This window comes from Flavobacterium sp. PL02 (assembly GCF_035013205.1).
Taxonomy (GTDB): Bacteria; Bacteroidota; Bacteroidia; order Flavobacteriales; family Flavobacteriaceae; genus Flavobacterium.
Window position 1 is genome coordinate 1,353,632 of sequence record NZ_JAYGJP010000001.1, and the last position, 24,475, is coordinate 1,378,106.

Genomic DNA, 24,475 nt, shown 5'->3' on the forward strand with positions numbered 1-24,475 from the left:
GTTTTTTTTTAGAGTTTCTAAGGCTCTAAGATGCTAAGTTTCTAAGGTTTTTTTTAAGATTTTGAGTTTCTAATCTTAGGGACTTAGCATCTTAGAACCTTTTTTTGGGCTACGCCAAAGCCAACTCAATTGAATTTGTAAACAAATCTTCTAGTGAAATTCCTGCTGCTTTTGCTTGTTGTGGAATCAAACTTTCGGTTGTTAAGCCTGGGATTGTGTTCATTTCGAGCATATATGGTTCGTTGTCTACGATGATGAATTCGCTTCTTGAGAATCCTTTCATTTTTAAGACTTCATAAGCGCGTTTTGCAACTTCACTTACTTTTTGAGTCATTTCGTCAGATATTCTCGCTGGTGTGATTTCTTGTGATTTTCCTTCGTATTTTGCTTCGTAATCGAAGAAATCATTGTCAGAAACAATTTCAGTAATCGGTAATACTATAACTTTTCCTTGGTAATTGATTACACCAACAGAAACTTCGGTTCCGTCAAGGAAGCTTTCGATGATGATTTCGTTATCTTCTTTATAAGCAACTTCTATTGCAATAGGAAGTTCGGCTGCAGTTTTTACTTTTGAGATTCCGAAGCTTGAACCTGCTTTATTCGGTTTTACGAAACATGGCAATCCTACTTTTTTTACAATCTCGTCGGTATTGATAACATCTCCTTTGTTTAAATAGTAAGAGATAGCCGTTTTTATTCCGTATGGTTTTAGAACTGAAAGTAAATCACGTTTGTTGAATGTAAGTGCGGCTTGGTAATAATCGCATGAAGTTTGCGGTATATGCAATAATTCAAAATAGGCTTGCATTAATCCGTCTTCACCCGGAGTTCCGTGAATGGCATTGAACACGCAATCAAAAGTGATTTTTGTTCCATCTACGGTTACTGAAAAATCATTTTTATCTATCGGGAATTCGGCATCTTTTTCATCTACATAAACCCATTTTTCTTTAAAAATATGAATTCGGAAACCATTATATTTTGTTTTATCAAGGTATTGGTATACTACATTTCCGCTGATTAGTGATATTTGATATTCGCTAGAATATCCTCCCATGATGATGGCAATGTTTTTCATTTTAAATTTTAGTTTAAAGTTTTAAATATTTTAGTTTAAAGTTTTTCTGGTTTAAAGTTTTTTCCAGAGAACTTATTTTTTTAATTATGTTGTTATGAAAACGTTTGTTTTAGCCCCGATGGTAGCGGCATCCTTTTTTCATGCTTTTTTGCATGGAAAAAGATATAGCGTATAGCGGGAAATAGCTCCTAAATCTTAGGCTTGGCTCTGGGTGAGGAAATGTATGATTTACTGATCTAATAACACTCTTACACTCCGCTCAGAGCGACTATAAAGCTGCTTTCTTGTATTAAACAAAATTATCATTTTTTTTGGAACGAAATCTTTATCTTTGCCACAAATAAAAATAAATTTATGAGTTTACGTAAGTATCTAACTAGCCGAGTATTTTTTACGCAAATACTAATTGCTGTTGCAATTATTGCAGTTTTAGGTTATTTGTTTATGCATTGGTTAACATTTACAACTGATCACGGACATGAAATCGAAGTACCAGATTTAAGAAAATTGACCGAAGAGCAAGTGGAGGCAAAACTGGACGGACTGGATCTGGATTATGTACTTTTGGATAGTGTGGATTATAGAAGTGGATTCCCGAAATTTAGCGTTGTTGAGCAAGATCCTTTGCCAGGAACGAAGGTAAAAGTGGGTAGAAAGATTTATATTAAGATAAATGCATCTGGTTTTTCATCAGTTCGTATTCCGGATTTGATAGAGAAAACATATCGTGAGGCTATACCAACATTAAAGGCTTTAGGTCTTGAAGAAGGTACAATTACGTATATTCCTAATCTTGGAAAAGACATGGTTTTGGAGATGCGTTTAAAAGGAAGAAACTTAAAAGTGGGAGATCGCGTACTGAAATCATCAAAAATTGATTTGGTTTTGGGCGATGGAAAAGCAAGTTATTTAGATGAAAGTCAACCGGCAGATTCTCTAGCAGTGCCAGGAGACGAAAAAACAGCAAATGAACAATAATAATACCGATAGTTTAGATTTAGAAGAAGAGTTATATGAGCATTTTAGATTTGAAGTTCCTAAGGGTCAAGCGCCTTTAAGAATCGACAAATACTTAATGGGTTTAATACAAAATGCTACAAGAAATAAGATTCAGAATGCTGCAACAGAGGGTAATATCTTTGTAAATGACGTTATTGTAAAGTCGAATTACAAAGTAAAAGCGTTTGATGTTGTTACGGTGATGTTATCACACCCTCCGTATGAAAATCATATTATTCCAGAAGATATTCCGTTAAACATTGTTTACGAAGATGACGCTTTATTGTTGATCAATAAGGAGCCAGGAATGGTTGTGCATCCGGGACATGGTAATTATACAGGAACACTTGTTCATGCTTTGGCACATCATTTTGATAATTTGCCAATGAATAGTAGCGAGCGTCCGGGATTGGTTCATAGAATCGATAAGGATACTTCAGGACTTTTGGTTATTGCCAAAACAGAAGCTGCTATGACGCATCTTGCCAAACAATTTGAAGCTAAAACTTCTGAAAGAGAATATATTGCTCTTGTTTGGGGAAATGTTGTTGAGGAGCAAGGAACTATCGAAGGGAATCTAGCAAGACACTTGAAAGACAGAATGCAAATGGCTGTTTTTGCTGATCCAGAAATAGGAAAACCTGCTGTAACGCATTATAAAGTTTTAGAACGGTTTGGTTATGTTACTTTGATTTCTTGCCAGCTTGAAACAGGTAGAACACACCAGATTCGTGCGCACATGAAACATATTGGTCATCCGCTTTTTAATGATGAGCGTTATGGTGGTCACTTGATTTTAAAGGGAACTACGTTTACAAAATACAAACAGTTTATAGATAATTGTTTTAAAGCTTTGCCAAGACAAGCTTTGCATGCTAAAACATTAGGTTTCGTTCATCCTACAACAGGTGAAATGATGCGTTTTGATACTGAACTTCCACAGGATTTTCTTGATTGTATCGATAAATGGCGCAATTACTCGAAATCGCATAATACTGACGAAGAAGAAAGTTAAAAATATAAAGCCCCAATTTGGGGCTTTTTTTATGCTTTATCTGGAATAAAATTTTGAACCATTAAGAGATTAAGATTAATTAAGGTTTTACTTTTTATTTGCTGTTAGATTGTCTATAAAGGAACGCGGATGATGCGGATTTACAAAAAGTAAAGACGCGGATAAAAACGGATTTTTTAAAACAATCATAAATTCCGAAGCTTCGGAATGAGAGAAAATCCGTGTTTATCCGTGTTTTCGCCTTAGCGAATCCGTATTATCCGCGTTCCTTTCGCAAAGAGTTAGATCAAATTAAAAAGAAAAAAAAATCTGGGGCTGATTTTTTTTTCTTAATTTGCCTTAATCTCTTAATGGTGAAAAACTTTATTGTAAGCCAGAATCTAGCTTTTCTTCTTTCACGACTTTGGGTTCTTCTTTTTTGGAAGTTATCATTACACCAAACATCATCAAGAAGGCACAGATTAAGATTACTTGAATAATAAGGGATTCGTTTACTAAACCGATTTGATTTTCGACAGTTATACCAATGAATAATAATATGGTTATTAGTCCGCGTGGTGCTACGAAAAGTAAGGGTAATAAGGGAACTTTAGATAGATGTAATTGAATCGTTCTAATTATAAAAATAAGTATTACAATTCCAATTGCCCAAAAGATAGTGTCTGGGTTAAGTATTTCGGCTCTTCTGAGTGAATAGCCAAATAACAGAAAAAATAATGCTCTTACTATAAAAGCACCTTCGGCGGTGAGTTCTTTAAATTTCTGGACCTCTTTAGCTAGTGATTCTGAGCGAAGGCGTTCACTCCATTTATAGTTTTTTAACTGATTAAAATTATTAATTGAGAGACCAAATATCAAGATGAAAAGTAGTGCTGGTAAATGGTGTTTTTTTGAAATTTCATAAATTAAAATCATTAATAAAATAATAGGCACAAACTTAATATGATGTTCAATTCTATTAAGGATTAATGATAATAGCATGGTTGCTAAAAAGGAGATTACTATCATAATTAAAATCTGCAGAAAAAAGTAGCTAAAAGTTGAGAATCCAAAAGTGGTATTATAATATATGAAATTGAAAAATACTACGCCAAAGATATCCGATAAGCTACTCTCGTAAGTTACAAATTCTCGTTGGCTCAGGTTTAGATTTTGAACACTTGGAATTGCAATGGCACTACTAATTACACAAAATGGTATTGCATTTATTAAGCAGGCTTGAAGCGGGTATCCTCCATAATAATGGAATAAATAAGCCAGTACAAAGGCAAATGCTATAAAGGAAAGAAATGCACCTATTGCTGATTTTTTTATTAATGGCAACTTGGATTTGTCAAGTTCGAGTTCTAGTGCTCCCTCGAGTACAATTAATATAAGTCCTATGGTTCCTAAAATAGGAAGAAGATGGGTGAATTTAGGAAGCTCGATATCAAGGAATTTAGTTATTTGCCTTACTGTCCAGCCCAAAAGGAGTAATAATATTACGGATGGAATTCTTGTTTTCGATGAGGTTAAATCGAATAAGTAGGCGATAAGCAATAAGACACAAAATGTAATTATTATTGTCATTTTTGATTCTTTTTTAATTACTCTTAGCTATTGTTATTATACGGAACGAAAGGGAATATTGATGTAATTTACCAAATATCGCTAATAAATCATAGATTTTGTTAAAGAAATAATGACTTTTATCTCATTTGTAAAGTTGGATTTGTAACGATATACGCTGTAAAATAGTTACTTTTGTTGCGCTTATAAAAAAGTTATTTTGCTATTGTTGAAATATTAATAGTAGGAAAAAACTGTTTTTTATTAGTTCTCATCTTTTCAGATTTATATTTAAATAATGAAGCAATATTTTAACTTATTTGATTTCACACAAAAAGTAGATTATAAAACCGAAATTCTAGCAGGTTTTACGGTGGCTATGACTATGATTCCCGAATCGCTTTCGTTTGCCATTCTTGCCGGTTTTCCGCCTTTGGTTGGTTTATATGCTGCATTTATCATGGGATTAATTACGGCTGTTTTTGGTGGTCGCCCAGGTATGGTATCGGGTGGAGCAGGAGCAACAGTGATTGTATTGATTGCTTTAATGAAATCGCACGGTTTAGAATATGTTTTTGCTGCTGTGGCTTTGGCTGGTGTTTTGCAAATTCTGGTAGGTTTGTTTAAATGGGGTAAATTTATTCGATTAGTTCCTCAACCTGTAATGTTTGGTTTTGTAAATGGTTTGGCAATTGTAATTTTTATGTCGCAATTAAAGCAATTTAAAACGGTTGTTAATGGCGAGTTAGTTTGGTTATCGGGAAATCCTATGTTTATTATGTTAGGTTTGGTTGCTTTAACAATAGCAATAGTAATTTTGTTTCCTAAAATTACTAAAGCAATTCCGGCTTCGTTAGTAGCGATTATTGTTGTTTTTGGTTTGGTTCTTGGTTTAGGTATTCAGACAAAAACTGTTGCCGATATCGCCTCAATAAGTGGTGGTTTTCCTCCTTTTCATTTGCCTAATATTAATTGGAATCTCGAAACGCTGCAATTAATTTTTCCGTATTCTTTAATTATGGCTTCTGTAGGGTTAACGGAGGGGTTACTAACATTAAACTTGGTCGATGAACTTACAGGAACTAAAGGAAACGGAAATCGGGAATGTATTGCTCAGGGAAGTGCCAATATTGTAAATGGATTTTTCTTTGGGATGGGTGGTTGCCCAATGATTGCTCAAACGCTGGTAAATATCTCGGCTGGTTCCAGAGCTCGTTTATCGGGTATTATTGCATCACTAACTATTCTTGTTATTATCTTGTTTGGAGCACCTGTAATCGAAAAATTACCTATGGCAGCTTTGGTTGGCGTTATGTTTATGGTTGCAATAGGAACGTTTGAGTGGGCTAGTTTCAGGATTATTAATAAAATGCCTAAACACGATATTTTTGTTGGAATTATCGTTGCGGTGATTACTGTTTTTATGCATAATCTGGCTTTGGCAGTTTTAATAGGCGTTATTATTTCGGCTTTGGTTTTTGCTTGGGAAAGTGCCAAACGTATTCGTGCCAGAAAATATATTGATGATAATGGAGTAAAGCATTATGAGATATTTGGACCGCTCTTTTTTGGTTCTACAATGGGGTTTATGGAGAAATTTGATGTTCAGGATGATCCGAAAGAAATAATAATCGATTTTAAAGAAAGTAAAATAGTAGATATGAGCGCCATTGATGCTGTAAATAAAATTACAGAACGGTATGCAAAAATCAATAAAACGGTTCGGTTATATCATTTAAGTGACGATTGCCGATTGCTACTTAAAAATGCTAATATTATTGTAGATATTCTCGAAGATCCTACTTATAAAGTTACTGCTGATTAAGAATATTAAAAAGAGCCTGAAAATATTTTCAGGCTCTTTTTAATTATAGGGATTTTGATTTGATATTTCCAATTGACCCAGTTTCTGATGGAATTAATTCGAATATAGATGTAGGTGTTAGACCTGGTTCTATGCGATGAGAAACGTATAAGATTGTCATACTAGTTTCTTTGACCAAAAGATTAACTAGTTCAATTACTAAAGCTACATTTTCATCATCCAAACCTTCTACAGGTTCGTCTAAAATTACTAATGGAGGATGTTTTAATACGGCTCTAACGATTAATGCAACTCTTTGCTGTCCGATAGAAAGTTGTGTAAATGTTTTATTCTTTAAATGGCTCATTTTAATCACATCAAGCCATTGCGATACAATTTGTCTTTGTAAAGATGTTGGTTCCGTATATAATCCAATTGAATCAAAAAAACCAGATAGAATCATGTGTTCTAAGCTGTGTTTTTTCTGAAATAAATCAGTCATGGAAGTCGAAAAATAACCAATTCTCTTCTTGATATCCCAAACACTTTCTCCGCTTCCTTTCTTCTTTCCAAAAAGGAATAAATCTTGTCCGTAACCTTTTGGGTTATCACCAGAAATTAAGGATAGGATTGTACTTTTTCCAGAACCGTTAGGTCCAATAAGTTGCCAAAATTCATTCTTTTTAATTGTCCACGTAATAGCATCAACGATTTTTCTTTCGTCGTAACTTACAGAAACGGCATTCATGTGTATCAATACTTCTTCATCGTAATCTGTAGGTTCTGCAGGTTTAGGAATAGAGACTTTTACTGAATTTGAACTATTTTCGGTAGTTTTTATTTCGTTTAAAACAAAAGAATTATCTGTAATCTGAGCTTTATTCTGTATAAAAGGAAACAAATCGGCAGCACGATTTACCAATTGAATAATTCGAACTGATTTCGCCAATTGTTCCAGAGAATTCGCCAATGTAATACGTGAGGCATGATCTAAATGGTCTAGCGGATTATCAAAAATAATATAATCTGGATTTTGCTTTACGCAATAGTTTAAAAACTCTTTTTTACGTTCGCCCGAGGAGAATGTTCGTAGTTTTCTATTTGATTCTGCAGCAGCTTCAATCAGATCATATTGGTATTCTTTTTCTATAAATTTATCAATTGCAATGTCCGAAAATAGAATTCCGTTTAGGGAATTAAAAGCCGCTAATTCTCCTTCGGCATTTCCGTCAAGTACCGTTTCAATAAAAGCTTTTTTATTAACTGTATTAGATAAAAGGATATCCCAATGTTCTATAGTGTTCATTTGCGCAATTTAAGAATTCTATTTTGTTTCGGCAGTAATCATTGGGCGATTATTTCTTGACCATTCGCTCCAGGAACCAACATAAAGTTTAGGAATTGGTAACCCCGCATAATCTATTGCAAGTAGCGTATGACATGCTGTTACGCCCGAACCGCAATGTACAATTACGTTTTCAGGTTTTGTATTGCCTATTATATCTTGATATTTAGCTTTTAAAACTTCTGGAGATAAATAAGTACCATCTTCGTTTAAATTGCTCGTAAAAGGAACATTTGTTGCTCCGGGAATATGTCCTGCAATTAAATCGATAGGTTCTGTTAAGCCATCAAAACGGTCTTTATCCCGAACATCAATGATTATGGTATCTTGGTTCTTGCTTGCTTTGTCAATTTCGGTAATATCTGCCTGAGATAATTCCCAGTTAGAGATTGGATATAATGCTGCTTCGGCAAAAGTTTCAATTCCAGAACTTACAGGAAAACCTGCTTTTACAGCTGCTTGTAAGCCACCATTTATAACCTGTACTTTTTTGTGTCCAATTGCTCTAAGCATCCACCAGAAACGTGCTGCAGCATTCGAACTATTTTTATCATCATATATAATTATATGACTTGATGGCGATATTCCGAGTTTTGATAACACTTCGGAAAATTTTGATAATGAAGGTAATGGATGTCTGCCGCCATTTGCCGCATCAGTAGGAACAGTTGCCAAATCGAGATTTAAATCAACATAACGAGCATTTTGTAAATGAGATGCTTTATAGTTTTCTTTGGCATTGATTCCTGTTCTGGCATCAACAATTACAATATCTGATTTTTGTAAAGCTATTAAATCTTCTGTATTTATGATGGGTGATACTTGTTCTGACATTTTTTTATGAATTAAAAATTAAAAAAAATTAAAGTTTTCCTGTATTGCTTTTTAGCCACAATAACGTGTTTATAACCAGCTGACTTTGTGGTTCGTTTTCGAATGTGTACGAAAGTGTTTTATTGGTGTTATTCTCATAATCGATATCATTATGGCCCATATTAAAATAGACCATTTTATACTTCTTATTTGTCCAAACTACGGGATAATAACCACTATGCCATATCTCGCTTGGTTTTGGTCCAGTACCTAAAGGAAAACTAGTATCATCTATTGCTAAGAGTATATTGATATCAGGATTATCCCTAAGGTCATTTTGCCATCTGTACCATTCGTTTGGCGATGATTTAAATGTTTGAGGAACATCTTTGGTTATAATAAATTTGCTTTCAAGTCGTAGTATTGCCGATGTAGGTTTCCATGTATTGCTTCCGTATTCGCCAGATCCTAAAAATTGATTGTGGTACCAATCCCAGTTTTGTGGGTATTGAGAATCGTTTAAGGCAAATGCAGCGAAGTGAAAACCAATCCAGGCGCCACCATTATCCATATACTTTTTAAACGCTTCTCGTTGCTTAGTTTCTTCAGGTCGTGTATCCAAGAATATAACGACCTGATATTTTGCTAAGAACTTAGCATTTAGATTATCCCAATTATTGGTTGAATCATATTCAAAATTATATTTCTCTGCCATCTTAGGAAACCATTTATTGGCTTCATGCACAAAACTGATATGTGCTTGGTCATTTTTGGCAGTATAAAACGCAATTACCTTAAATTTTGAATTGCTTTTACTATTTTGAGAAAATCCTGAAAAAGCAGTTATAAAAAGTAATAACAACATACTTTTTTGGGCAATCGAATAGATTTTTTGACCTGAAAATTGCATTGAATAAATTTTGAATTGATGATTTTATTTAATTAATCAGGAATCTTTTCTATTAATATTTCATTTCCAGATTTATCGTAGTACGTACAAGTCATTTCGATAATATCTACTCTCCATTTAGCAATTCCACATTCTCCTGCTTGTTTGCAAAATGTTATATAATCTGTTTGTCCGTCTTGGTGTTGTAATAAGAATTCTAGAAAACGTTCTTTATTAACATTTGATGTTACTTTAATTTCATCGTATTTATCATCAGTGGCAACTCTATAATTGTTTACACCATAATATTCTACAGTACCATCATTTACATTGGTGTCATATCCTTTTACTCCTAAGATTATTAAATCTTGAATATAATTAGGAAAATCAGCTCCAGTTTTCACTTTTGAGTGTGCTTCTTTAATTTGCTCTATTGTAAACATATTAATTTGTATTGATGTTAGAATTATTTATTGTTTCAAAAATACGATTAATGGCAATACGTTTTCTTTTTATGAAAACAAAAAATTGCATAACAGATGTGCAGAGATAATTGTTTTATAATTTATGGTTAAGTTGTTACTTTAAGAATATCTCCGTTTTGAGAATATGTAAGTATGTGTTTGATTGTTAATATTTTGTAAGATATAATTGTAAAAATATTGCATTTTGACGAATAATGATGCACTTCATAGGACTTCTTTTATTAACAAGAAAAATATATGTAAATTAGATATATAATGTTGTAAGCTAAAACTGGAATTATGAAAATAACTATACTTTTACTCTTATTTGTTATACCCACATTTGCTCAAGAAGTCAATACATTTGATTTTGCAGTTATAAACTCGACTTTAATATCGCCAAATATCGATCTTGATAAAGGGCGAAGCGTTGTTGCGGGGAATAACAACGAATATTCAACCTATTTTCAATATGCTTTTGGAATGCGTTCGGATGATATCATTCTTGGAGCTGGAATTGATAAATCAGAAATTGACAGAACTTACATAGGCTATGTTGGTAAAATATTTGAGAATTTCAGAGCAACAATTGGTGTTGGTTACGTAGAATCGCGCAGTGGTTATGATGGAACATTTACTGGGCTTAATATTTCGTGGCATCCAAAAAATAATACTTTTATTGGTGGAAGTTTAGAAAATTTGCATTCTACAAGTGTTGATTATGAAACGGATGAAAGTTTTGATTATTATCAAAAAATGGCTCCAAAAGTATTTGCGAGCTACGAAATTGTTCCTAGAATAATAGTCTTCGGTCAATTGAGCAGTCGGGTTAATGATATTGCATTAAAATATCAGATTGACCGTTTTTCTTTAGGTGGATTTTACTCGGGTCATGGAGTTGAGGGTATTTTTGGAACTTTGAATATTGGGAGATTTGCTCTTTCTTGCAGTACAACTTTTGATAAAGTAAATTTCGGACTGAAGTTTCAGTAATAACTAGAGTTCTTTTTTTAGTGTAACAACTTGTTGTGGGAATGGAATTTCTATTTTATCGGCATCAAAACGATTTTTTATACTGTGTAATAAATCGCAATACATAACAAAACCATCGGTCGCATCTTTGGCCCAAGCCCAAACTTTTAAGTTTACGCTCGAATCGTTAAGCGCCACAACTCTTGCTACAACTAATGGAGCATTATTCTTTTTGTTTGCAGCAGTTCGTGTATCTATAAAAAGAGGATGCTTAGCAACTTCATCTTTCATTATGGCTAAGGCTTTATCAATATCTGAGTCGTAACCTATTCCTATTTCGATTATTTTGCAGCATTTTGAATCATTCATATTTGTGTTTAGAATAATCTGATTACTTATAACGGAATTTGGAATAATAATACGGTTATTTTCCATGTCTTTTAAAACCACTTGTCTTAAATTAATATCTTCGACTACACCGCTAAAATTATTGATTGTTATTTTATCATTTATCTTGAAAGGTTTAAAAATCACTAAGAATATCCCGCTCATAATATTGCTTAAAGCTTGTTGCGAAGCAAGTCCTGCAATAACCGAAAGTACTCCTGCACCAGCGAGTAATGAATGTCCTATGAGTTTAAATTCTGGAATTTGTATTAATGCAAATGCAATCCCCAGAATATAAACTATAGTGATTACTAAATGTTTCAAGAATTTATATCCTGTACTATCAAAATCATTAACACCTAATCGGCGGCGAATAAAACGGATAAAAAGCTTATCGATAATAGTAGCCAATATGATTGTTATAATCAGTATTATTACTATAGCAACAATTAATCTAAAGTCTTTTAAAAGGTTTATCATTGGTTGATTTTTTTACCATTAAGGTATTAAGTGTCATTAAGTAGTAAAAGCTTAATTTTCTTGATATCTGAATGGTTAAAGTTTTATTGTATGTTTCTAATGGAAACACAAATTTAATTAAATTCAGAGAAATTGAAAGCTTTTAATTCGCTCCAATCTTCTTTAATAATGCTATAATAAACATCGTCTTTGCTTTTTCCGTCAGCATCGATATAATTATTTCGAAAAACACCTTCTTTTTTATGTTTGATAGCGTATTTGGACGCGGATTAAACGGATTCGCTAAAGCGAAGACGCGGATAAAAACGGATTTATTATTTTGATGCGTGTTAAAAGATGAATAAAACGGATTTTATTGTTTTGCTTTTCTGGTATTTTCGAAAATTTTTCTTTTAAATTCAGGTTTTTTTCCAAAGTTTAAAAGTAATCCTACCTCGCAGTTTGTGCCTCTTAAATAATTTAGAACTTGATTTTCAAAATCTTTTACTAAACAATCAGCAGCTTTTAGTTCTAATATAATTAAATCTTCTACAATTAAGTCAGCATAATATTCTCCAACTTCTATTCCTTTGTAATAAACACTAATTTTCTTCTGAGCTTCAACTTTAAATCCTTTGTTTTTTAATTCTAAATACAAAGAATTTTGATAAATTTTCTCCAAAAAGCCATATCCCAATTCATTATAAACTTCATAAAAAGTTTTAATTATGGAATCTGTTAACTGTTGATGCAGTAATTTCATTTTTAAAAAGAGATTATGTAAGTTTTATATAACAATCATATTCATATAAAATCTGTTTTTATCCGCGTTTTTGCTTCAGCAAATCCGCATCATCCGCGTTACTTTTTTAGACAATCTTTATTCTTGTTCTTCGAAGTTGTCGAAGTACGAGAAATCCTTGGTTATTAATCCGTTTTCGATGGTAAAGATGGTACAAATTGGTAATTCGAAAGTCGAATCATCTTCAGCTGTTCCGCTAGAAACAAATTCTACAATTACGTATTTTTCTCCTGATGGATATACTTGTATCACTTTATCTTTTAAGTCTGGAAAAATCTGGTTTAACTCGCTGTATTTTTTTTCTATCTCGGCACGAGTTTGTTTTACAATTCGAGGCCCTAAAGACGGGTCTTTAAACTCGGCGGTTGGAATATACATTTCGGACATTTTTTTCCAATCGTGATTGTTGAAATGGGTAAAATACTGTTTGACTAATTCGGTGTTTTTAGAATCCATATTTTGTGGGTTTTGGTTGTTACATGATATTAATGATACAATTGTTATTAGAACTATGATTACTTTTTTCATAATTATGTTTTTTTAAATTGTTATTATTTTACAAAGAACCTTATAATAATTCCACACAAAATATGGACTTACCTATGCGTATTGATGAGGTATTATTAGGGCGTTTAAAGCCCTACAAAGTCTTCACTTTTTGGGAAGATGCTCAATGCTTCTATTGCGATTGATGGAGTAGGAGAAGCTAGTTTTCTTAGTTTGGTGTCCATCCATGCACCATCGACAGTAATGGTTGCACAAAGTTTCCCTTCTTCATTGATAAATTCATGTATAATTGACCAGCGTGATCCATCAGGTTTCATCTTTGATGTTTTGGTATGGATGAATATTTTATCCGAAAGTTTTATTTCTTTTCTAAAAATACATTCTTCTCTAAAAAGCACAGGACCAAAGCTTTGTTGTTGCATTACTTTTAAAGTCAAGCCTAGTTGTTCTAAAATTTCGATACGGTGTTGTGCTCCAAAATCATAATAAGCACTATGGCGTAAGTGAAAATTAGGGTCTAGATCAGACCAACGGAAAGACAATTCTTTGCTAAATGAAACCATTTTAATTCTATTTTATAGTTATTTTCGATGTATTGCTAATAATCAATCGATTATTTGAGGAAATACAATTTTTTTGAGAATCGAAAATACGAATAAAAATTGAATAGCTATTGCTATGGTAGTTAAAGTATAATTAAAGGAAAATGATTTTGTGATATTATTTTAAGAGCTGTTTATTGCTAATACTAAACAGTTTTTTGTCACAAATTGTACGAATTTCTACGAATTAATTTTATTAATGTAGTATTCTGTTTTTAGTAAAATTCGGTAGTAAATGGTTTGAAATCCTGTAATTTTGGCAATGGTCGTATTAGGATTTTCTTTTGGCTTTTGGTGGGTTTTTCATTGCTATCATCGTAACGCTCGCTTGTGCTTACTCGTATTCCGGTTGATAAATTAAAATCGACCATTCCCATTGTTCCTTGTCCATCTGAATATACTTCTGAAAAACCGATTAATTCGAAATTAGTATTCTGATAGCGAAATTTATGTTCGAAATTGCCTCTTGTTAGTTCGTTTTTAATAATTAAGATTCCTTTTTCGATAGTTATATCATAAAAAGAATTCCCATTGTAATATCCATTTTTGCCTTCTGGATATTGTGGGTCAATGGCTTTTATTGTTGAAACTATTAACTTAAAAGTACCGTAGGGTTGAGCAAAGAATATGCTTAGTTTATAAGGAGCTTTTGGGTTTATGGTATCTTGAGTTACAACAACTAAATCGGCTAGATTGTCTTTGTTTAAATCTCCTTTTACTTTTTTTATTTGAACAACAAAGTTATCTTTTTGACTCCTTTTTTGAGCTATCAATGATGATGAAATGAAAATAAAAAGAAGTAATACTATTTTGTTCATAGTGTTTTTGTAGAATGGTTTTATTGTAATAACCTGTTGGTTGAGATTAGTTTAAACAAATAGAAACATAAATATTTAGCTATGTTTCTATTTGTAGATGTCATTTTTGCGAGTTATACTCAACGGTTTATAGTAAAAATGTTCTCGAATTATTTATGGTTCGTCACACTCTGAAGTTACTTTTATAAACAGTTTGGCAAATTCTTTTGCCATAGTACCATCATCATTTATCTTGAATGTTGCGGCATTAGCGCAATTCCACCAGCCATAGGTCATTAATTCTATTTTAGCATTTAGAACTCTGTCTTTAGAATTGTATTTTTCCAGATGTCTTCTCATAAAATCTTCTGGACTACCATTATTCTTTTTTTGCTTTTCAGCCAAATTATTCCAGGTTTTCAGCATTAAAATGGAATCATTAGAAGTTAATGCTTTTGTATATTCTGTACAATTTTTAGAGAATCGGTTGTTAAGTAAGACTGAAGGATTGGAATAGGCCTCGATAGCTATTTTTGTTAGCTCGTATGTGTCCTTTAATTCATGTAACTTCTCCGCTTTTATTTTTTCCCAATACGGTGATGAAATCATTTTTTTGTTATAAAAAGCTTTTTTCTCATTGTATTCTGCGGTTAAATCAGAAAGGCTTAGTTTATCGATTTCGGCTTGAGAACTCGGGCTTGAATTGGTACTTAAACTGCCGCCTGAATTAGAAAACCATAAATCGTAGGTGTTCTTTAATTCTTCTTCGGTGTATTTTTCTGAGTCATATGTTCCTGTATTGGCACATAGTTCGGTATCCCATTTAAAAACGGCAGTTTTACCGCTAGTGGTACTGTTTTCTGTAGTAGAGGTTGTGGTTTCTTGTTCTGTTTCTTCTGTTTCTTTTTTTTGCTTATCGGAGCAAGATAATAAGAGTATTGAACTTAAGAATACTAATAGGGTTTGTTTCATTGGGTAATAATTAAATATAAAACTTGGCTTTTAATAATTCGAATTTAATACTATTTTTAATATCCTTTATCATTATAGATATTGAATTTTTCAAACGAAACTTCTCCAAAGTTTTTTACTGTTTTTAGTTTCTCATAATCAACAACTAAGGCTTCGGCATTTTTATCATTACCGTCATTAAGTTTGTAGTTTATATAATGGTCTTTGTACAGAAACCAATTGTTTTTGACTTTATTATATTTAAATGTAGTAACATTTTCCCAATGATGTCCTCCTGAAACGCCATGTTCTATAGAGAAATAACCATTTTTTATTGTTATTCCTGTAAATGGATCTCCAAAAAGTCCGCCACAATCTATGCAATACACGGCATCATTATTTTGATACGCTAGTTTGTAAGTGCCGTCTTTTTGTCCTAGTAGGATAAGTAGAGGTCTTTTATCAGGTTTGTTTTCGGCAAAGTTAGATGTTGATGCTTCGCTGCTTTTGCGAAGAACCAAAATGGCATCGGTATATTCGTCAAAATTAAGATTTCCTGATTCGATGCTTATAACGCTATATCCTTTTGGAACAAATGCTTTTAAATCTTGGTCTAAACTATCAATGGAGTCATTAAATGTTTGATGTTTCTCTATCGAATCCGATTTGATTTCTTCTTTTTGAATAGAGTCAGTTTTAGACTCTAATTTATCAATTGTTTTTTCTTTTGTGGCGTGATTGCAAGACAAAAGTATTAATGAAGCTAGTAGGAGGAATGCAGTATTTTTCATTGGTTTTATCAATGTTTTTTAATTCTAAGAAAAGTTTAAGAGGTTGTCTAAATTATGCCAGTCATGATAGCAATTACCTTGGCAATATGTATTTCTTCTTACGGTGTCCGAGATTTTAAATACCGAAATTAATATAATAAAAGTTTTTTTTATTTCATAATCGGGAAGTAATTCAATCTTATCCAAAGCAACTTTTAGGTTCTTATGTGTTTTTAAAAGTACAATAGCTGTTGCTGTTGGTTTTAAAGGTATTAATTGAATTGCTTTATTGAATGTTTCTTCGTTAGGATGAGATTGTATTAAACACTGGCTTGTCCATCTAATAATTTTTCTTTGAATTTGAGTATCAAAATCATTAAACCAATCCAAAATTTGCTCAAGATTGATTCTTTCTTGAGCAAACTTATTAATCATTATGTCTTTTACTGTAAGCAAACTTATTTTTTTTTTAAGAATATGTTCTATTTTTTCTTGATTTCTTGGGCTATTTTAAGGATATCCCACCATTTTTTATCGGAACTTGGTTTTGGATTATCTAAAATAGTTTCTCCGTTAAAGTCCAAAATGTATTCATTAGATTCAAAGTCGAATAAATGAATTTGATTATTTTCTATATTAAATTCTGTTTTTCCTTCTGGGTTTACCCAAATATTTCTTCCTCCAAAACTCCATATTGTTTCTCCACTTTTGGTTATTCTTTTAATATCGAGTTCTCCGTGGATAATAAAATCTTCTTCGACTTTATGAATAGAAAAATTGGTTATAAAATCTATTTCTTTGCGCCATATTAAATCTAGGCTTGGTATTTCTAAGCAATATACTTTATTGGTAACGCAAATCCATATTTTGTCATCTTCGATTATAAATGATTTTTCGGTTATTGCAGTTGTACCACCACTTTCGCAAATTATGGCACTTGCAATTTTATTACCAGGTTCTTTGATAATAATTCCGCATTTGCTGGTTGGGTAAAATTTATCTTCGATGCTTTTTCCCTGAAAGAAAATTTTATCGTAAACTTTTAAATTATCAGCCGAGTTTATCGTGTAATTGATGTCGTTTATGACTTCAATTTGATAATTTTTATAGTTAAGTTTTACCATTTATTATTTTATTGCTAAGGTAGTTTATTACTGTTTTAAATGCTTAATATAAATTAATTAAAATATATGGGCTGTAGCAAAATTTCTATTCACTAATATAGCGTAGCAGGATTAATGAATAGAAATGATTATTCTTTTTTTGCATTTACTTTTTTAACTACCCACGGTAATGTAAGTCCTTGCCCGATAAGGGTTAATAATACTACGGCTACTGATATAAATATTATGGCGCTTCGTTGTGGGAATGGACTTCCGTCTTCGAGAGTTTTGGGTAATCCCATTGCGATGGCTAGTGAAACGATACCGCGCATTCCTGACCAACTTATTATGAAACTATTTTTGGAATCGAGTAGGGCATGCTCGCTAACTTTTCTTCTTTTTTTGCCGTTGTTTTGAAATGCTTTTTGAAGGTTTAGTTTTTGGAGAAATATCCTTGTCATTCGTATCAATAATGCCACGATTGTTATTATTACTGCATAACCTATGTAAGGTAATATAAGCCCATTATCGATGTTTTTTAGAATGTACGGAAAGTTGAGCCCGATTAGGATAAAGATTAATCCGTTTAGGAGGAAGATTATAATATCCCACAATCCTTTGGATTGGTTCTTTAGGCTTTCTGGGAAAATCTTGTTACTAAAACGTGCTATTGCGAGTCCTAATATTACTACGGCGATAACTCCTGAAACATGCAGGTGTTCGGCAACCAGATAGGTAACAAATGGCATTAAGAGCATAAAACTAATGGTGACTATTGGGTTTTTATGTACTCTCTTGAGTACAAATGCCAGTATTTTTCCCATTGTAAAACCTACTAGGAATCCGCCGCCTAATAATAGTATAAATTGTAATGTTGCTTCCCATATTATAAATGAATATCCTAATGCTGCTGCAACGGCAAAGCGATAGGCTACTAATGCCGAAGCATCGTTGATAAGGCTTTCGCCCTCAAGAATTGTTATGGTTTTGTGTGATAGTCCTAATCCTTTGGTGATACTCATGGCGGCTACTGCATCGGTTGCAGAGAGTATAGCGCCCAATACAAATGCTAGTGGCCATGTCATTCCTGGTATCATATAACGGGCTACTACTGCTATCCAAAACGTGGTAAGAAAAACTAAGGGTATTGCCAGTGTGCCTATTGTATTAAGATTAGTCTTAAAATCTTTTGGTGAGATATTAAATGAGGCGTCGTATAGTAATGGTGGGAGGAAGAGTAAGAAGATAATCTCGGGATTAATTTCTATTTCGGGAATTCCGGGAATGAATCCTATGGCAATACCTACAATAACTAATAAAATAGGATAGGGTAGTTTTATTTGCTCTGCAAGTAGTGAAAGTCCTATTACTATTGCGAGTATAAATATGATGATGCTGTAATTTTCCATTTTTATAGCTTCTTTTTATTTTATTTAAGAAAGGTGCTAATCTAGTCGTTTCCTTAGTTTTATTTGAATCCTGTACGGTATTATACTATTAGATTATGCCAATTTTTTTTGATAATCAAGTTAAGATTAAGTTTCGTATTGGGTATGTCTTTATTATGGCGAACTTAACTTGTTGGAAAATATTCTATTAATAAATTATTTCCGTTTTTCCATTTTATCCATCCTGATTTTATTTCGCTTTTTACTTCATCACATTCAGATGTAAAAATCTCAATCCAATCGCCTTTCATCGATTTAACCTGAAAACACTCTTCACCTAAATATTTAATTGTTCCGGAATTTATATTTGGTAATTTATAAATCTTGTCAGCTTTTGATTTTCTTGAAATTCTAAACATACCCTGAAGGTACTTTTCCCAATCTTTAAATTCGGTACTTTTACTTTTCTTAATCCAGAGTGATTTCCCAGACTCATTGTCTACAATTATCTTAAACCAGTCTTTTTCTTGTTTCTCGCAGCGGAAAACAAAGAAGTTATAATCTAGCCATAGTATTTCTGGTTTTAACCATTTTTGCTGGTTTTTAAGATCTTTAATATTCCAGCTATTAATCGTTTCATCATTAAAAAAACGAATTGTTTTTATTGGTTGTTTATCATTGATTGAAGAATATAAGGGCAAAACTGTTTTGTCATTAAATTTAATGGCAATTAAGCCAATCCCTAAATTGGTCTGTGCAAATGCCGAAATAGATAAAATCAAAAAGAGTAACGTTAGTTTTAGTTTCATTTTTTAGTTTGGGTTAATATTCTGAACCTACTTATAGGCAATAGTATTTCTAAAAGCGAGCATAATCTTTTGTTTTTGTCAATTCTGACCATCTTGCAGATAAAAACTTAGCATAATTTGTTGCACTTATTCCGTAGGTTCCTAATGAATGACCATCATTTATTTCTACTAATTTCATAGTATCATTCTCATCTATACCAAAGTCTAAGGCGTATGAAGCCGGAGAACTTTTAAAATCTTTAACAGCATTTTTAATTATAGATAAGTCGAGTTTAGAATCCCAAACACCTTTGTACTGCCTAATATCTAAAATTTCGCCATATCTTATAAAACATCTCCATTCGGTTTTAAAATTCACTATTTCGGAACACCAAATTTGTGTTGGATTGTCGTTGTCGACGATTCCGATAAAGTCTTTATAATCCTTAACGACTTTTCCTGCGAATTTTTTTGTGTCGTTTTTTGGTTTTATAAAAACATTCCAATTTTGTTCGTCTTTAAAAATTTCTTCAATTGTAGCAACCCAAACCTTCCTGCCTAAATATTTTTCTAATTCTTTAGGATAGTCTATTTCATTAGAAGGTCGCTGTATTCCAAATTTTTCCAATTGTTTTCTCACATTTCCAATACCGCCTACAACTAAACTTTCAGGATTATTGTCTGTGATGTCGTCTATTGAAAAGTATTTTTCTGTTTCCCAGCCTAAAGCTTGAAAGCCTTCGTTGGCAACATAGGCGTTTACATTGTAGTAGTTTCCAGATTTGTCTGTTTGAATGTATGCTTTCATTGAATGTTCTTCTCGGTTAATGTTTTGGAAAGTGTTTTAATCTAGAATTTAAAAATAGTGCTAATCTAGTTATTTCCTTAAAATTATTTGAATTATGTACAGCATTATACGATTAGATTATACCAAATTCTTTGATAATAAAGTTAAGATTAAGTTTCGTATCGGTTATGTTTTTTTATTGTGACCTTAAAATTCATTGCATTTTGAATATTTATGTTTAAATTTATGTTTTTAATAACTTTTTGAAATATAGTATTTTATATAAGATTTGTAAATTTATATTTTTAGAAAGTATAAAAAATAGGATTGCATAATGGTTGTTCTAGCCCTGATGGAAACGGCATCTTTTTTCTGGCTTTTTTAGACAGAAAAAGATATAGTATACAGCAGGAATAGCTCCTGATAATGACATTGTATATTGGGTTATGACGTAAATGTCAGTAGGAAAAAATGTCATGTTGTCATATAATGTTTGGTATGCCAGTATGGAAAACTGACAATTTATATGGTTTTTTTGTATTGGCACAAAGATTGACTTATGCACCATGAGTTGTTAAAATAAGTATACATCAAAATTAAATATATAAAAAAATGGGTAAAATAATCGGAATTGATTTAGGGACTACGAACTCTTGTGTTTCTGTAATGGAAGGTAACGAAGCAGTTGTTATTCCTAACGCAGAAGGAAAAAGAACAACGCCATCTATCATCGCTTTTGTTGAAGGTGGAGAAATTAAAGTGGGTGATCCTGCAAAAAGACAAGCGGTAACGAATCCTACAAAAACGATTGCTTCTATTAAACGTTTTATGGGACACACTTTTGCTGAGACTACAAACGAAGCAAAAAGAGTATCTTACAAAGTAGTAAAAGGTGACAACAATACTCCACGTGTGGATATTGATGGTCGTTTATATACTGCTCAAGAATTGTCTGCAATGACTCTTCAAAAAATGAAAAAAACTGCTGAAGACTATTTAGGTCAAACTGTAACTGAAGCAGTTATTACTGTTCCTGCTTACTTTAATGATGCGCAACGTCAAGCTACGAAAGAAGCTGGAGAAATTGCTGGTCTTAAAGTTATGCGTATAATCAATGAGCCAACTGCTGCTGCACTTGCTTACGGATTAGACAAAAAAGGAACTGATCAAAAAATTGCTGTTTACGATTTAGGTGGAGGTACTTTTGATATCTCTGTTCTTGAATTAGGAGACGGTGTATTTGAAGTATTATCTACAAACGGTGATACTCACTTAGGTGGAGATGATTTTGACCACGAAATTATTGACTGGTTAGCTGACGAATTTAAAGCTGAAGAAGGTATTGACTTACGTCTTGACCCAATGTCATTACAGCGTTTGAAAGAAGCTGCAGAGAAAGCAAAAATTGAATTGTCTTCTTCTTCTGAAACTGAAATCAACTTGCCATACGTAACTGCTACGGCTTCTGGACCAAAACACTTAGTGAAAAAATTGTCTAGAGCACAGTTCGAAAAATTAACTGATTCTTTAGTTAAACGTTCTATGGAGCCAGTTGCTAAAGCATTAAAAGATGCAGGTTTAACTACTGCTGATATCGACGAAGTTATTCTTGTAGGAGGTTCTACTCGTATGCCAAGAATCGCTGACGAAGTTGAAAAATTCTTTGGTAAAAAAGCATCTAAAGGTGTTAACCCTGATGAAGTTGTTGCAATTGGAGCAGCTATTCAAGGTGGAGTTTTATCTGGAGATGTAAAAGATGTATTGTTACTTGACGTTACACCTTTATCTTTAGGTATCGAAACTATGGGTGGTGTATTGACTAAATTAATTGAGTCTAATACTACTATTCCAACTAAAAAATCTCAAGTTTTCTCTACTGCTGCTGATTCTCAACCATCTGTTGAAATTCACGTATTGCAAGGTGAAAGAGCGATGGCTGCTGATAACAAAACTATTGGTCGTTTCCATTTAGATGGTATTCCACCAGCACCAAGAGGAGTTCCTCAAATTGAGGTTACTTTTGATATCGATGCTAATGGTATCATCAAAGTTTCTGCAACTGATAAAGGAACTGGAAAATCTCACGATATCCGTATCGAAGCTTCTTCTGGTTTAACAGCTGAAGAAATCGAAAAAATGAAAAAAGATGCTGAAGCTAACGCTGACGCTGATAAAATAGCAAAAGAAAGAGCTGAGAAATTAAACGAAGCTGACAGCATGATTTTCCAAACTGAAACTCAATTAAAAGAGTTAGGAAGCAAATTAGCTGACGATCATAAAGTTGCTGTTGAGTACGCTTTAACTGAATTGAGAATGGCTCACCAATCTCAAGACATTCCAGCTATTCAAACTGCTCTTGACAACATTAATGCAGCTTGGAAAACAGCTACAGAAGCAATGTACGCTCAAGGTGAACAAGGTCAACAAGCTGCTCCACAACAAGAGCAAGCTCAAGGAGACAATGTTGAAGACGTTGAATTCGAAGAAGTCAAATAAGTACTGATTAACATCAGTTAATAAAAAGTGTTAAGCCGCTGTAAACGAAATGTTTATAGCGGTTTTTCTTTTTTGTTCTTTTTTGTTTCTGCTGTTTTTTAATCATTTTTCGCCATATATTTGTACCATATTTGTACCGGCACTTAAAAGGCGATAATGTGGCACTTATGTATACTTATGGCACTTAAATTGGGGATAAAGGCGATGAAAAGAATAAATAAACAATGTCTTAACTGCGGGGAGGAATTTCTGCCTAAAACTGTGGCTTCTGTTTACTGCTCACATTTATGCAGTAAAAAAGCATACAAACTCAAGATACGGTTCTGTCGCATCTGGGAATAACTTTTATCTTTAGAATTTTAAACCGATCAAAAGATGAATACTAAAGGTCATTGTTATCCAAAATATATAATTCTTCAGGCAGTATATTTCAAGCTAAGATTTACACTTAGTTACCGTGATGTTGAGGAAATAATGAAAATTAGAGGAGTGCTTGTGGATCATGCTACGATTCAGCGCTGGGTTTATAAGTTTACACCTTTGCTTGAGTCAGCGATGAAGAAGAGAAAAGGTAGCGTGGGAGGGAGCTGGAGATTAGATGAGACCTATATCAAAGTAAATGGTATTTGGTGTTATTTATATAGAGCAGTAGATAAATTAGGCAATACAGTAGACTTTCTTTTGACCAGAAAAAGACAGAGAATGAGTGCGCAGTCATTTCTAATTAAAGCAATTAGTGATAACTACAGGCCAAGAGTAATAAACATTGATAAAAGTGGTTCTAATACTGCCCCTATCAAAGTCTATAACAAGCGTTTATGCTCAAAGATTAAAATCCGGCAGTGTAAATATCTCAACAATATTGTAGAACAGGACCATCGATTTATAAAATGGCGAATACAAAACGGGTTAGGTTTTAAAAGTTTTGAATCGGCTAGGCGAACATTGAGTGGAATTGAAGTTGTGCATATGCTTAGAAAGAATCAGATGGTCAAACCAGGGAAATCTATGTTTAAATCATTCTGTAAACTGGCATGCTAAATTTTAAATCACTTAAATTCTTATATTTGATTCTGATAGATGCGACAGAACCTAATATAAACTATTTATATTAAATGTGAAATTGCTTATCTTTGCTCAAATGAGTAAAAATCTTTATATAATAGCAGGGTGTAATGGAGCAGGTAAAACAACCGCTTCATTTACAATACTTCCAGAAATATTAAATTGTAAGGAGTTTGTAAATGCAGATGAGATTGCGAAAGGTCTATCACCCTTTCAGCCAGAAAAAGTTGCTTTTGAAGCTGGCAGAATAATGTTACATAGGATAAATGAGCTATTATCTAACAATGAAGTATTTGCTTTTGAGACAACATTAGCCACAAAAAGTTATAAATCAAAAATAATTCTGGCGCAGGAAAAAGGATATAAGGTTATACTTTTGTTTTTTTGGCTTCAAGATGTTAATCTGGCTATTGAACGAGTAAGAACCAGAGTCCAGGAAGGTGGTCATAATATTGAAAATGATGTTATCAGACGCCGATATGCCAATGGATTAATAAATTTATTTAAGATATATTTACTAATAGTTGATGAGGCAATGATATTTGATAACACTAATGCAAAGGCAGAATTAATAGCACAAAAAACATTAGGTAATACGATTGAAATTTTAAATAAAATTAAGTTCGATAAACTAAAAGAATAA

Annotated in this window: 25 protein-coding genes; 7 read left to right on the forward strand and 18 right to left on the reverse strand. The window is 32.7% G+C overall.

What is annotated here, in order from left to right; translation table 11 throughout:
• Positions 1–109 precede the first annotated feature (109 nt).
• A complete protein-coding gene (locus tag SHI72_RS05705) occupies positions 110–1,081 on the reverse strand; it encodes a D-alanine--D-alanine ligase (protein WP_323489326.1) in 972 nt (323 codons plus the stop codon).
• 354 nt (positions 1,082–1,435) lie between these two features.
• On the opposite strand from SHI72_RS05705, the gene SHI72_RS05710 reads away from it, so the two are divergent.
• Both SHI72_RS05710 and SHI72_RS05715 read left to right on the forward strand, forming a co-directional pair.
• A complete protein-coding gene (locus tag SHI72_RS05710) occupies positions 1,436–2,059 on the forward strand; it encodes a PASTA domain-containing protein (RefSeq protein WP_039112971.1) in 624 nt (207 codons plus the stop codon).
• A complete protein-coding gene (locus tag SHI72_RS05715) occupies positions 2,049–3,095 on the forward strand; it encodes an RluA family pseudouridine synthase (protein ID WP_039112970.1) in 1,047 nt (348 codons plus the stop codon). The genes SHI72_RS05710 and SHI72_RS05715 overlap by 11 nt, the downstream gene beginning before the upstream one ends.
• Positions 3,096–3,458: 363 nt before the next feature.
• Here the strand turns inward: SHI72_RS05715 and SHI72_RS05720 are convergent, their stop codons facing one another.
• Entirely contained in the window at positions 3,459–4,664 is a 1,206-nt protein-coding gene (locus tag SHI72_RS05720; RefSeq protein WP_039112969.1) for a sodium:proton antiporter, read from the reverse strand.
• A gap of 277 nt (positions 4,665–4,941) precedes the next feature.
• On the opposite strand from SHI72_RS05720, the gene SHI72_RS05725 reads away from it, so the two are divergent.
• Entirely contained in the window at positions 4,942–6,468 is a 1,527-nt protein-coding gene (locus SHI72_RS05725) for a SulP family inorganic anion transporter (protein ID WP_039112968.1), read from the forward strand.
• A 43-nt stretch (positions 6,469–6,511) separates the two neighbouring features.
• Here SHI72_RS05725 and SHI72_RS05730 read toward each other — a convergent pair whose 3' ends face one another.
• From SHI72_RS05730 to SHI72_RS05745, 4 genes are read right to left on the reverse strand one after another with little or no spacing between them, the layout of a single operon-like run.
• Complete coding sequence (locus SHI72_RS05730; protein WP_240474715.1) at positions 6,512–7,753, reverse strand: ATP-binding cassette domain-containing protein; 1,242 nt, start codon at positions 7,751–7,753, stop codon at positions 6,512–6,514.
• A gap of 18 nt (positions 7,754–7,771) precedes the next feature.
• Positions 7,772–8,626 (reverse strand): sulfurtransferase, encoded by an 855-nt coding sequence (locus tag SHI72_RS05735; RefSeq protein WP_039112967.1) that lies wholly within the window; start codon positions 8,624–8,626, stop codon positions 7,772–7,774.
• A 28-nt stretch (positions 8,627–8,654) separates the two neighbouring features.
• A complete protein-coding gene (locus SHI72_RS05740) occupies positions 8,655–9,515 on the reverse strand; it encodes a ThuA domain-containing protein (protein WP_323489327.1) in 861 nt (286 codons plus the stop codon).
• A 32-nt stretch (positions 9,516–9,547) separates the two neighbouring features.
• Positions 9,548–9,937 carry a DUF1398 domain-containing protein gene (locus SHI72_RS05745; RefSeq protein ID WP_039112966.1) on the reverse strand — a complete coding sequence of 130 codons (390 nt, stop codon included), beginning with the start codon at positions 9,935–9,937 and terminating at the stop codon, positions 9,548–9,550.
• Between the two features lie 321 nt (positions 9,938–10,258).
• On the opposite strand from SHI72_RS05745, the gene SHI72_RS05750 reads away from it, so the two are divergent.
• The gene (locus tag SHI72_RS05750) at positions 10,259–10,951 is read left to right on the forward strand and encodes a hypothetical protein (protein ID WP_086893979.1); all 693 of its coding nucleotides are present in this window, start codon (positions 10,259–10,261) and stop codon (positions 10,949–10,951) included.
• Positions 10,952–10,954: 3 nt separating this feature from the next.
• On the opposite strand, the gene SHI72_RS05755 is transcribed toward SHI72_RS05750, so the two are convergent.
• From SHI72_RS05755 to SHI72_RS05810, 12 genes are all read right to left on the reverse strand, one after another.
• A complete protein-coding gene (locus SHI72_RS05755; protein ID WP_323489328.1) occupies positions 10,955–11,797 on the reverse strand; it encodes a mechanosensitive ion channel family protein in 843 nt (280 codons plus the stop codon).
• 352 nt (positions 11,798–12,149) lie between these two features.
• Complete coding sequence (locus SHI72_RS05760) at positions 12,150–12,539, reverse strand: GxxExxY protein (protein ID WP_323489329.1); 390 nt, start codon at positions 12,537–12,539, stop codon at positions 12,150–12,152.
• A gap of 117 nt (positions 12,540–12,656) precedes the next feature.
• The gene (locus SHI72_RS05765; RefSeq protein WP_323489330.1) at positions 12,657–13,106 is read right to left on the reverse strand and encodes a nuclear transport factor 2 family protein; all 450 of its coding nucleotides are present in this window, start codon (positions 13,104–13,106) and stop codon (positions 12,657–12,659) included.
• A 104-nt stretch (positions 13,107–13,210) separates the two neighbouring features.
• Positions 13,211–13,648 carry an acyl-CoA thioesterase gene (locus tag SHI72_RS05770; RefSeq protein ID WP_039112961.1) on the reverse strand — a complete coding sequence of 146 codons (438 nt, stop codon included), beginning with the start codon at positions 13,646–13,648 and terminating at the stop codon, positions 13,211–13,213.
• Between the two features lie 254 nt (positions 13,649–13,902).
• A complete protein-coding gene (locus SHI72_RS05775; RefSeq protein WP_323489331.1) occupies positions 13,903–14,505 on the reverse strand; it encodes a hypothetical protein in 603 nt (200 codons plus the stop codon).
• A 153-nt stretch (positions 14,506–14,658) separates the two neighbouring features.
• Positions 14,659–15,456: a hypothetical protein gene (locus tag SHI72_RS05780; RefSeq protein WP_323489332.1), complete on the reverse strand. Its 798-nt coding sequence runs from the start codon at positions 15,454–15,456 to the stop codon at positions 14,659–14,661.
• 56 nt (positions 15,457–15,512) lie between these two features.
• Entirely contained in the window at positions 15,513–16,226 is a 714-nt protein-coding gene (locus tag SHI72_RS05785; protein ID WP_323489333.1) for a hypothetical protein, read from the reverse strand.
• Positions 16,227–16,250: 24 nt separating this feature from the next.
• On the reverse strand, positions 16,251–16,661 hold the full coding sequence (locus SHI72_RS05790) for a DUF5958 family protein (protein WP_323489334.1): 411 nt from the start codon (positions 16,659–16,661) through the stop codon (positions 16,251–16,253).
• A 26-nt stretch (positions 16,662–16,687) separates the two neighbouring features.
• On the reverse strand, positions 16,688–17,329 hold the full coding sequence (locus SHI72_RS05795) for a hypothetical protein (protein ID WP_323489335.1): 642 nt from the start codon (positions 17,327–17,329) through the stop codon (positions 16,688–16,690).
• Between the two features lie 128 nt (positions 17,330–17,457).
• Positions 17,458–18,717: a Na+/H+ antiporter gene (locus SHI72_RS05800; protein WP_323489336.1), complete on the reverse strand. Its 1,260-nt coding sequence runs from the start codon at positions 18,715–18,717 to the stop codon at positions 17,458–17,460.
• Between the two features lie 164 nt (positions 18,718–18,881).
• Positions 18,882–19,505, reverse strand: a complete 624-nt coding sequence (locus SHI72_RS05805) for a hypothetical protein (RefSeq protein WP_323489337.1) — start codon at positions 19,503–19,505, stop codon at positions 18,882–18,884.
• Positions 19,506–19,554: 49 nt separating this feature from the next.
• Positions 19,555–20,292, reverse strand: a complete 738-nt coding sequence (locus SHI72_RS05810) for an ATP-grasp domain-containing protein (protein ID WP_323489338.1) — start codon at positions 20,290–20,292, stop codon at positions 19,555–19,557.
• 591 nt (positions 20,293–20,883) lie between these two features.
• On the opposite strand from SHI72_RS05810, the gene dnaK reads away from it, so the two are divergent.
• The 3 genes from dnaK to SHI72_RS05825 all read left to right on the forward strand — a co-directional run bounded on the left by dnaK (position 20,884) and on the right by SHI72_RS05825 (position 24,475).
• A complete protein-coding gene (gene dnaK / locus SHI72_RS05815) occupies positions 20,884–22,767 on the forward strand; it encodes a molecular chaperone DnaK (RefSeq protein ID WP_039112954.1) in 1,884 nt (627 codons plus the stop codon).
• 375 nt (positions 22,768–23,142) lie between these two features.
• Positions 23,143–23,808 (forward strand): IS6 family transposase, encoded by a 666-nt coding sequence (locus SHI72_RS05820; RefSeq protein ID WP_039112953.1) that lies wholly within the window; start codon positions 23,143–23,145, stop codon positions 23,806–23,808.
• A 100-nt stretch (positions 23,809–23,908) separates the two neighbouring features.
• Positions 23,909–24,475, forward strand: coding sequence for a zeta toxin family protein (locus SHI72_RS05825; protein WP_323489339.1), 567 nt, complete (start codon positions 23,909–23,911; stop codon positions 24,473–24,475).

What these genes read in the sequence shown, in the direction of transcription:
- SHI72_RS05710 (WP_039112971.1), top strand. Translation starts at nt 1,436, where the DNA reads ATGAGTTTACGTAAGTATCTAACTAGCCGAGTATTTTTTACGCAAATA.
- SHI72_RS05705 (WP_323489326.1), bottom strand. Translation starts at nt 1,081, where the DNA reads ATGAAAAACATTGCCATCATCATGGGAGGATATTCTAGCGAATATCAA.
- SHI72_RS05735 (WP_039112967.1), bottom strand. Translation starts at nt 8,626, where the DNA reads ATGTCAGAACAAGTATCACCCATCATAAATACAGAAGATTTAATAGCT.
- SHI72_RS05760 (WP_323489329.1), bottom strand. Translation starts at nt 12,539, where the DNA reads ATGAAATTACTGCATCAACAGTTAACAGATTCCATAATTAAAACTTTT.
- dnaK (WP_039112954.1), top strand. Translation starts at nt 20,884, where the DNA reads ATGGGTAAAATAATCGGAATTGATTTAGGGACTACGAACTCTTGTGTT.
- SHI72_RS05740 (WP_323489327.1), bottom strand. Translation starts at nt 9,515, where the DNA reads ATGCAATTTTCAGGTCAAAAAATCTATTCGATTGCCCAAAAAAGTATG.
- SHI72_RS05785 (WP_323489333.1), bottom strand. Translation starts at nt 16,226, where the DNA reads ATGAAAAATACTGCATTCCTCCTACTAGCTTCATTAATACTTTTGTCT.
- SHI72_RS05715 (WP_039112970.1), top strand. Translation starts at nt 2,049, where the DNA reads ATGAACAATAATAATACCGATAGTTTAGATTTAGAAGAAGAGTTATAT.
- SHI72_RS05765 (WP_323489330.1), bottom strand. Translation starts at nt 13,106, where the DNA reads ATGAAAAAAGTAATCATAGTTCTAATAACAATTGTATCATTAATATCA.
- SHI72_RS05720 (WP_039112969.1), bottom strand. Translation starts at nt 4,664, where the DNA reads ATGACAATAATAATTACATTTTGTGTCTTATTGCTTATCGCCTACTTA.
- SHI72_RS05825 (WP_323489339.1), top strand. Translation starts at nt 23,909, where the DNA reads ATGAGTAAAAATCTTTATATAATAGCAGGGTGTAATGGAGCAGGTAAA.
- SHI72_RS05820 (WP_039112953.1), top strand. Translation starts at nt 23,143, where the DNA reads ATGAATACTAAAGGTCATTGTTATCCAAAATATATAATTCTTCAGGCA.
- SHI72_RS05795 (WP_323489335.1), bottom strand. Translation starts at nt 17,329, where the DNA reads ATGGTAAAACTTAACTATAAAAATTATCAAATTGAAGTCATAAACGAC.
- SHI72_RS05775 (WP_323489331.1), bottom strand. Translation starts at nt 14,505, where the DNA reads ATGAACAAAATAGTATTACTTCTTTTTATTTTCATTTCATCATCATTG.
- SHI72_RS05730 (WP_240474715.1), bottom strand. Translation starts at nt 7,753, where the DNA reads ATGAACACTATAGAACATTGGGATATCCTTTTATCTAATACAGTTAAT.
- SHI72_RS05780 (WP_323489332.1), bottom strand. Translation starts at nt 15,456, where the DNA reads ATGAAACAAACCCTATTAGTATTCTTAAGTTCAATACTCTTATTATCT.
- SHI72_RS05745 (WP_039112966.1), bottom strand. Translation starts at nt 9,937, where the DNA reads ATGTTTACAATAGAGCAAATTAAAGAAGCACACTCAAAAGTGAAAACT.
- SHI72_RS05770 (WP_039112961.1), bottom strand. Translation starts at nt 13,648, where the DNA reads ATGGTTTCATTTAGCAAAGAATTGTCTTTCCGTTGGTCTGATCTAGAC.
- SHI72_RS05810 (WP_323489338.1), bottom strand. Translation starts at nt 20,292, where the DNA reads ATGAAAGCATACATTCAAACAGACAAATCTGGAAACTACTACAATGTA.
- SHI72_RS05805 (WP_323489337.1), bottom strand. Translation starts at nt 19,505, where the DNA reads ATGAAACTAAAACTAACGTTACTCTTTTTGATTTTATCTATTTCGGCA.
- SHI72_RS05755 (WP_323489328.1), bottom strand. Translation starts at nt 11,797, where the DNA reads ATGATAAACCTTTTAAAAGACTTTAGATTAATTGTTGCTATAGTAATA.
- SHI72_RS05800 (WP_323489336.1), bottom strand. Translation starts at nt 18,717, where the DNA reads ATGGAAAATTACAGCATCATCATATTTATACTCGCAATAGTAATAGGA.
- SHI72_RS05725 (WP_039112968.1), top strand. Translation starts at nt 4,942, where the DNA reads ATGAAGCAATATTTTAACTTATTTGATTTCACACAAAAAGTAGATTAT.
- SHI72_RS05750 (WP_086893979.1), top strand. Translation starts at nt 10,259, where the DNA reads ATGAAAATAACTATACTTTTACTCTTATTTGTTATACCCACATTTGCT.